At 68.5% G+C, this 8,371-nt stretch carries 8 protein-coding genes; 1 reads left to right on the top strand and 7 read right to left on the bottom strand.

The window, feature by feature from the left end; genetic code table 11:
- Both manB and VNE62_10530 read right to left on the bottom strand, forming a co-directional pair.
- The coding region (gene manB / locus VNE62_10535) for a phosphomannomutase/phosphoglucomutase (GenBank protein HVE92714.1) at nucleotides 1–1,016 on the bottom strand (1,016 nt) is incomplete at its 3' end.
- Between the two features lie 52 nt (nucleotides 1,017–1,068).
- The gene (locus tag VNE62_10530; protein HVE92713.1) at nucleotides 1,069–4,722 is read right to left on the bottom strand and encodes a phospholipid carrier-dependent glycosyltransferase; all 3,654 of its coding nucleotides are present in this window, start codon (nucleotides 4,720–4,722) and stop codon (nucleotides 1,069–1,071) included.
- A 26-nt stretch (nucleotides 4,723–4,748) separates the two neighbouring features.
- Here VNE62_10530 and VNE62_10525 point away from each other — a divergent pair, with 26 nt between their 5' ends.
- Complete coding sequence (locus VNE62_10525) at nucleotides 4,749–5,492, top strand: glycosyltransferase family 2 protein (GenBank protein HVE92712.1); 744 nt, start codon at nucleotides 4,749–4,751, stop codon at nucleotides 5,490–5,492.
- Here VNE62_10525 and VNE62_10520 read toward each other — a convergent pair.
- The 5 genes from VNE62_10520 to VNE62_10500 all read right to left on the bottom strand — a co-directional run bounded on the left by VNE62_10520 (nucleotide 5,479) and on the right by VNE62_10500 (nucleotide 8,347).
- On the bottom strand, nucleotides 5,479–5,946 hold the full coding sequence (locus VNE62_10520) for a GtrA family protein (protein HVE92711.1): 468 nt from the start codon (nucleotides 5,944–5,946) through the stop codon (nucleotides 5,479–5,481). The genes VNE62_10525 and VNE62_10520 overlap by 14 nt on opposite strands.
- A 31-nt stretch (nucleotides 5,947–5,977) precedes the next feature.
- The gene (locus VNE62_10515) at nucleotides 5,978–6,175 is read right to left on the bottom strand and encodes a hypothetical protein (GenBank protein HVE92710.1); all 198 of its coding nucleotides are present in this window, start codon (nucleotides 6,173–6,175) and stop codon (nucleotides 5,978–5,980) included.
- A gap of 101 nt (nucleotides 6,176–6,276) precedes the next feature.
- The gene (locus VNE62_10510; GenBank protein HVE92709.1) at nucleotides 6,277–6,576 is read right to left on the bottom strand and encodes a hypothetical protein; all 300 of its coding nucleotides are present in this window, start codon (nucleotides 6,574–6,576) and stop codon (nucleotides 6,277–6,279) included.
- A gap of 76 nt (nucleotides 6,577–6,652) precedes the next feature.
- Nucleotides 6,653–6,880: a DUF3499 family protein gene (locus tag VNE62_10505; protein ID HVE92708.1), complete on the bottom strand. Its 228-nt coding sequence runs from the start codon at nucleotides 6,878–6,880 to the stop codon at nucleotides 6,653–6,655.
- 312 nt (nucleotides 6,881–7,192) lie between these two features.
- A complete protein-coding gene (locus VNE62_10500) occupies nucleotides 7,193–8,347 on the bottom strand; it encodes a L,D-transpeptidase/peptidoglycan binding protein (protein ID HVE92707.1) in 1,155 nt (384 codons plus the stop codon).
- Between the last annotated feature and the right edge of the window lie 24 nt (nucleotides 8,348–8,371).

Genomic DNA, 8,371 nt, shown 5'->3' with positions numbered 1-8,371 from the left:
GCCGCCAGCAGGCCGGAGTCGGCGCGGTAGTTTTCCCTGAAGTAGTAGTGGCCCGAGTGCTCGCCTCCGAACACCGCGCCGGTGGAGGCCATCAGCTGCTTGATGTATGAGTGGCCGACCTTCGACCGGACCGGCACGCCTCCGGACTCCCGGACGACCTCCGGGACCACCCGCGAGCAGATGACGTTGTGGATGACGGTGCCCCCCGGCTCCCGGGCGAGGACCCGTTTGGCCACCAGAGCCGTCGTGAGGCTGCCGGACACCGGCTGCGCCCGCTCGTCCACCAGGAACACGCGATCGGCGTCGCCGTCGAAGGCCATCCCCACCTCGGCCCCCGACTCGAGCACGGCTCGCTGCAGGTCGGCGAGGTTCTCCGGCTGGATGGGGTCCGCCGGGTGGTTCGGGAAGGTGCCGTCGAGCTCAAAGTAAAGCGGCACGACCTTGATGGGCAGCCGGTCGAACACGGCCGGGACGACCAGTCCACCCATCCCGTTGGCCGCGTCGACCGCGACGACCATCGGGCGCATCGCGTCCACGTCCACCTGCGACAGCAGGTGGTCCACGAACTGCGGCAGCACGTCCAGCTCCCGCGTCGTTCCAGCCACGGCGGCAGTCCCTTTGACCGCCCCCGCCAGCTCCTTGATCCGGGCCAGGCCCGTGTCGGCTCCCACGGGGGCCGCGCCCGGCAGGCACAGCTTTATGCCGTTGTACTGCGCGGGGTTGTGGGATGCGGTGAACATCGCGCCGGGCAGCCCGTGGCGTCCGGAGGCGAAGTAGACGCAGTCGGTGGAGACCATCCCCACGTCCACGGCGGCCACGCCGGCAGAACCCATGCCTTCGATAAAGGCGGCGGCCAGCGAGGGTGACGACGAACGCATGTCCCGCCCGACCAGTACCTCTTTCGCCGCTGTGAACTCCGCAAAGGCGGCACCGATGCGGAGGGCGGCCTGCTCGTCCAGCTCCTGGGGGTACAGCCCCCGGATGTCGTAGGCCTTGAAGATCGCGTCGAGGTTCACCGGGGAATCCTCCCACGTCCGTGCGGAGAGTCGTCCGGACGCCCGGACTCGCTCAGCCGAGTAACGCGCCGACGGTGTTCTGCAGCAGCCACACGGGCGCGAACGAGATGCCCTCGGTGGCCCGCTTCACGGCGGAGATGTAACCGTCGCCGACCGTCCAGCCGTCCAGGATGGGCAGGATCAGCAGAAACGCGACGACCGCCGCTACCGCCACAGCCGTCACCCGGATCCGACGCCGGCGCTCGTCTCCCGGGGCGCGGATCAGCCACCACGCCAGCGCGATGCACAAAAACGGGACGATGGCCAGGTAGTGGTACAGAAAGGCGACCCTGCTCACCAGCGTCCAGGGCAGGATCTGGGCCAGCGCGGCGACCGGGATGGCGGCCAGAGCAACCGACCGGGTGCGGACGGCCGCTACCGCCGCGGCCACCATCGCAACGAGCCCGCCGAGGAAAACCACTGGGTTGGCCGTCGTCCACATCTCCGCATGGGGCTGCCCCGGCGAGTTCACCCACAGGTACACCGCCTTGTGTCCGAACGGCCAGCCGTACCAGGGGGAGCCGAAGTCGTGCGTCGCGGTGAGGTGGGCATGGTAGTCGTACATCGAGGCCTGCAGCGCAGTGAATTGCTGCCAGGAGTTCCCCAGGCTGAAGTAGGGGATGTAGGTCGCGACGTAGACGCCCGCCGGTATCGCGACCAGCAGGACCGCCGCCGCCGCGAGCGACGCAGCCGGATGGCCGGCTACCGAGATGATGCTGTCCTTGCGGCGGACGGCCAGGTCCCACAGGTACAGCGCGCCGATGCCGGCGAACGTGTAGACCCCGACCCACTTCGACGCGATCGCCATCCCGAGCATCAGGCCGCAGGCGGCGACCCAACCGAGGGTCGCGGCCCTGGAGCGCGCGCCGCTTGAGCGGGCGCCCCAGTGGTAAAGGCTCGACAATGCCGCGAACCAGGCGGCTGCGATGAAGGCGGCCACGAAGCTGTCGATCATCGAGATCCGCGCCATTGTGAAAGCCAGTCCGCATACGGCGAGGAACAGAGCCGCGAGGGCGGCCAGGCGCGGGTTGCCGAAGCACCTCAGCGCTATGAGGAACGCCAGCCCCACCATCAGCGAACCGAACAGGGCGCTGCCGAACCGCCACCCGAACGTCGGCGAGCCGCGCACACAGGCGAGACTGCCGTCGGGCAGGACCGCAGCCACCTGGTTGTCGTCGCGGTCGGCCACCAGGGCGACGGGAAAGCCGGGCAGCCGGACCGACCCGATCTGCGCCAGCCCGAGTGGCTCGATCACGCGCACCCTGGTCCCCTCGGAAGCCCACGCGAGGCCCGTGTCCGGAATGGTGACGAGCCTGTCGGCGGAACCGCGGGTGAACTCGGCAGTCCGGTTCTTGGCCTCCGTGTCCACAGACTCGATCGCCGGCGCGCCGGCGTCCGCCGCCAGCACCCGGTTCGACCCGTCGGGCGCGACCAAGGGGCCGGGCGCCCCGGACACCGCCACGGACTCCTTCTGGACTCCGTCCTGCGTGAACGACGCCACGCGCTTGTCGTCCGGGAACGACACCCAGACGACGCTGTTGCGCGGGTCCGCCGAGACCGCCGACGCTCCCTGGGCCCTCACCTCGAGCTGACCCTCGAACGACACCGTGGACAAAGAGCCGTCCTGGGTGACCACAAAGGACGTTCCCCCCAGGTTCGCCACCGCGACCGGAAGAAACGCCATCGGGACCGACCACACCTGTCCGGCCGAAGAGAAGCCGGCGGCGACGGGTCCCTGCTCGGCGGCTCCGCCCACCGTGGTCAGAACGTCCGAGACACCCACGACGGTGGGTTCGAACGCGACGGGAAAGCTGCGGGACGCGCGCAGTGTGCAGTCGCCGGTGACCGAACCTGTTCGCAGCCGAAGCTGGCCTTCCCCCCGTGCGACCCATGCCGCCACGTCGCCGTCGCCGGCCGCGACCATGCCGGAGGCTGCCCGTCTCGGCCGGGGGCCCTCACGCACCTCGAATCCCGACACCGTCTTCGTGGAGAGGGCGATGAGCTCCTTGGCCAGTGGAGGGTGCGTGTACTCGTACACCGCCCGCTTCTCCAGGTACTCGCCGGCGGTGCGCGCGTGGTAGACCTCGTCGAAGTACATGCCCGGCGGCGAAGCCAGTCCCGGGAGCCGGGTGGCCAGGGCGATCAGGACCACCAGGACGGCCACAGCCATCCCCCGGGCTCCCACGGGGTGCAGCGTCAGCGTCCAGTCGCGCCGCGGCTCGGGCGTGACGGCCTCCCCGTCCGCCACTGCTTCCTCGGCCGTCTCCGAGTCCGGCGGCAGCTCGGCCCCCGAGCGGCTGCGCAGCCACCCCCAGCCGGCTACGGCGACGAAGAGGCAGAAGAGCGCTGTGACGACGCTCAAGACTTTCAGCTGCACCGCATCCGTCGCCCCGGGCGAGCCGTAGATGCCCTCGAACAGCGACCCGAACCGGTACGGCCGGTTCCGGGACTGCTCGTAGAAATAGGTGTAGTAGACGTACGGGTAGTAGACGTTGACGAAGAACAGCACCGACAGCACAGCCAGAGCGCGGCGGAAGCCGCGGTACGCGGCCAGCGGCGCGAGAGCCACGAGCGAGAAGAACAGGTACCGCTCGTGGATCCTGGTCAGGACGCAGAACGCGATCATGCTGGCTGCTGCCCCACCGAACAGCAGCACCCGGCCCTCCGACTCGCCGGCATTCAGCCGGCGCCAGGCCTGGACCAGCACCAGGGCCGACCCCGCCACGAACAGGGCCAGACCCACGGCAAAGGCAGGCACGCCGAACACCTCGAATGCCTCGGGTCCGGAGTCCGGACGCCAGAACCCCGCGAGGCCCCAGAAGTTGAATGCCCAGACGCTGGTGTGTTTGTAGGTGCCCGAAGCCTGACGGTAGAACTCCCAGACCCTCAGGGGGCCCAGCCGGAACGGCCACATGATCACCAGGGCCACCCCGAGGCTGAACACGCCCAGGCCCCCCACTCGCGCGAGGCCCGCCCCAACGCCCATCGGTCCCCGCTGGGACGACTCGCCACGGACGTGGCGCCAGACCAGCAGCAGCACCGCCACCGGGACGACGAACAACGCCTGGGGCTTGGCGGCGATGGCGAGCACCAGGAGCGCCAGCCCACTTGCCTCGCGCATCATCGACGGGGGTCCCGTGCCCAGGAGCAAAAAGGCGCTCAGCACGATCACCCCCAGCGCGACGTCCACCTGCCCCCAGACCGCTGAAACGAAGAAGACGGCGGGATTGACGAGGATGGCCGCGGCGGCCACGCCCCTCCACGGGAAGCCCCGGAACGAAGACGGGGTCAGGCGCGTCGCGAGGCGTACGACGACCCCGGCCAGGACGAGGTCGAGCAGGATCGCCGGCAGTTTCAGCAGGAAGTCCGAGGGAGCGCCGCCCGTCAGAGCGCGCGACAGCTTGCCCACACCCCACAGCACGTACAGGTAGCCGGGGGGATAGTCGGCAAACAGCTCCGGGTCGTCGTAGAAGTGACTCGGGCCGACTGTTGCGAGCCGGTCGGCCCAATAGGAGAACGTCCCCATGTCGATCTTGAACCCCGGCCCCCGTGCCAGCCACAGGCGGATCGCGAAGCCGATCACGAACAGCCAGGCCAGCCCGGCGGGCGTGGATGCCCACTCGGCGGCACGGCGGGGAAGTGTCCTCAGGGAATCGCTTCGAACCACGCGCAAAGGATACGGGCGGGCGGCTCGTGGGTAGGGTATGTCTCCCCGAACGTCGGAGGCCGGTCATCCGCATCGCGTTCCTGTCCTGCTTCTTCCCCGCGTTCAACGAACACGAGAACATCGGAGGCCTTCTCGAGGAGGCCCTCGAGGTACTGCCGCGCTTCGCCGACCGGTTCGAGCTGATAGTCGTGGACGACGGCTCAACCGACTCGACCGGCGAGGTCGTCCGGCAGCTGGCCGCGAAGCACCCCGAGGTGAGGCTGGAGTCGCACGATGCCAACCGGGGGTACGGCCAGGCTCTCAGGACGGGGATGGCGGCCAGCCGCGGGGACGCCGTGTTCTTCACCGACGCCGACAGGCAGTTCAGGATCTCCGACCTCGACCGCCTGATGCCGTTGTTCTCAGGCGCGGACGTGGTGGTCGGCTACAGGATCAAGCGCAACGACCCGTGGCACCGGCTGGCAGTGGCGAGGGTCTACCACACGGTTCTGCGGCTGCTCTTCTCCGTCGAGCAGCACGACGTCGACTGCGCCTTCAAGCTGATCCGCCGGGAGGTGCTCGACCGGCTGCTGCCGACGCTGGTCTCCGAATACGCCTTTATCTCGCCGGAGCTGCTCATCCGGGCCAGGATCGCCGGCTACCGGGTCGCGGAGGTGGGCGTGCCGCACCATCCCAGGACGGCGGGCAGGCCCAAGGGAGCCACTCCCAAGGTGATAGCCAGGACGATCGGGGAGATCGCCGCGATGCGCAGGGAACTCAGGACACCCTAGCTTCGTTGCGGGCAGCCCCGAACGTCCAGCGCCTGTAGGCCAGGAAGTTCCACAGCACCGAGAACGGCGTGACCGACAGGATGGCCAGGTTCTCGCCGAGCTTCCCGTACCGGTGCAGCAGCAGCTTGTAGCTGACCGTGAAGCCGATCTGCTGTATCGCGAAGCCGACGAGGGTGAAGCTCACGAAGAGCAGATATCCCTTGGTGATTCCGTGGCGCCCCTGGTCTTTGAAAGACCACTTCTTGTTCAGCGCATAGGACTGGATGCTGGTGACGGTGAAAGCCACGGTGAGCGCAATGTTCGGGTGGACGTCCACGAGTCGCAGAAGGTTGAAGATCGACAGTCCGACCGCCACGTTCAGCGCCCCCACCATGGCGTACTTGATGAACTGCCCGATGATCGGATAGCGCGAGGCGCGGACGTACAGACCGCTGGACCGGGCCCTGGTCAGCATCGGGCCAGCATAACGAGCGGACCCGGTCACCCTAGGATGCGCGGCGGACCGACCTTCCGTCGGCTTCCGGCGCGTTGGCCAGCAGGTCCGTCAGGGACAGCGGGCTGCCGTCTCCGGCCAGCCACCACCTGTGCTCGCACCGCCTGCAGAAGTGGAACTCAGCCCCATCGGCCACCGAGTCGAAGTGGATCGTCGCGAAGTCTTCCGCGCTGCACTCGGGGCACTCCATGGCTCCTCCTGTAGGTCCGGCAAGTCCCTTCAGCCTCTAGACGAGCAGCGCTTCCGACGGGCAATGGCCAGTGCGAACCGCTAGCCGGTAGCTCGAAATGACTACGTCTGTGAGGTTGCGCTGGGTGGGGTGGCGCCGGACGGCAGCTCCCGCCCCACGTAGCGGGACCTGACGCGGCCGCCCTCGCGCCAGTACGCGTACCAGTAGGGCCCGTGGGGACAACGGGTGCACGTGGGCTTGCCACATCGCACGGTCTCCTGCCGGTAGGTGATCTTGCCGGTATGGTCGGTCCCGGCGGGGTCCTCGGCGACGAGCAGCCCGCGGATGAGCATGAGCAGGCGGCGAAGGTCGTACGCGTCCAGCCTGCGAATCTCCCGGATGAGCTCCTTGGAGATCGGCATGTCTTGGTGACACGCTACCCAAGAAGCCAGGGGAACTCTGCTCGAGGAGGTGCGGGTTCCTGGGCGGACCGACCCGCTAAGGAAGCAGCAGGGAAGCCTCCACCTGGACCGGGCGCCGGTCCTCGAGGCTCCAGCCGTTCGGCACCCTCAGTTCCGAGGCATGGCGCTCGCAGAGATCGTAGGTGGAGGGAATGGGCTCAATCGCAAGGGGCGCCAGCCAGACGAGCCGCTGCGAGTAGTTGAAGCCGCAGCAGGCCGCAGCTTCGCGTCCGCACCCCGTTTTGGAGCAGTAGCGGGACTCCACGGGCCAAAGCGTAGGGGCGGCCGAGGACAGAATCAACGAACTTCGATCCCCACCTACTCGGCGCCTAGGGTCGTAAAAAGTTGCGGGTTTTGCTGGAGCCGGGTACTATGGTTTTTAGATCCCGTTGGGCCTCGGCCCGGCGGGAACTTTGTTTTGGAGGACCGGGCCGACGCCCGGTCCTTCTGTTTTGCCTGCTGAGGGGCCGTGCGTTCGGGTTTTCGCCCCCTGTGGGTGACCCTGGTGTCTTAGGTAGCAGATCCGCATGGTAAGACGCGGGGGTAGTGGGTCACACGCACTACCGACGGGGGATAGTCAGGCCGCTGGTGCCGCCGGCGGCGCTGGTGCGGGCGCGGCGGGAGCTGCGGGAGAGGCAGAGGGCTTGGCCCCCTTGGCGGCGCGGGGCTTTGACGGGCCGGCGGACACGATGACGACCCTGGTCCCGGTTTCGACGCGCGCGAACAGGTCCTCGGCCTCCGGCATGTGCATGCGGATGCAGCCGTGGGACACGCTGTACCCGATCGAGCCGGAGTCCGGGGTGCCGTGGATGCGGATGCCGCCGACGTTGAGGTCCAGCGCCCGGCTGCCCAGGGGGTTGTCCGGGCCGGGCGGGATCTGGCCGGGCAGCTTTTTGGACCAGTCGCTGCCGGGGTTCACCCACGTGGGGTTTTTGCGCTTGCGCACGATCGTGAACGTGCCTCGCGGCGTCTCAAACTCCGGGGCGCCCGTGGCCACCGAGTAGGTGCGGCTGATCTCACCGCTTTCGTACAGGTACAGCTTGTTCTCGCCGGCCCGCACCAGGATCACCTTGGAGAAAGCCGATGCGGAGACCTTCGGCTCGACCACCTTCGTCCGCAGCGCCACCTCGCCGCCCTCGTGGACTGCCCGCTCCAGGTCGGACTCGGCGGCCTTGACGTCCAGCGCGCGGCCGGGCTGCGACGGCGTCACGCGTATCCAGCCCCCCGCCGACGACATCTTGGCGTCCTGGGCAGGGACGCGGACCTTCTCGGCCGCCTCGCTGACGAGCGAGCGCATCTTCGGGTCCTTCAACTCGGGGGCCAGGGAAAAGTCCCTTTGTCCGCCACCGAATCGGCGGCGCCACACCCGGTCGGCCACGCTGCCGCGCTCCGCTTCGTCGAGGGCCTTTTCCACGGCCGTTGCCACGTCCACACGCATGCCCAGCTCCCAAGGGGTGGTCGTGCGGTCGAACCCGGCACCGTGGACACGGACGGTCTTGTGGAGCGGGTCCTCGACCTCGGCCTTGACGGCGGCTACCGCGGCTTCACGGGTCAGTCCACCTACGGACACGCCTGCGATGCGTGTGTTCGGCAGGATCAAGCCGGATCCGTTGCGGTCGTAGGCCACGGCACCGCCACCCGCGGCCACGAGCGAGATCGACAGCACCCCGGACGTGAGCGCGCAGGCCTTTGAGAACAGCACACGACGGATCTTCTGTAACACCAGGCGCATGGGTCACAATGGTTGACGGCCGAG

The organism is Actinomycetota bacterium, assembly GCA_035536535.1.
GTDB lineage: Bacteria > Actinomycetota > JAICYB01 > JAICYB01 > JAICYB01 > DATLNZ01.
This window is presented reverse-complemented; position numbering and strand designations above follow the sequence as displayed.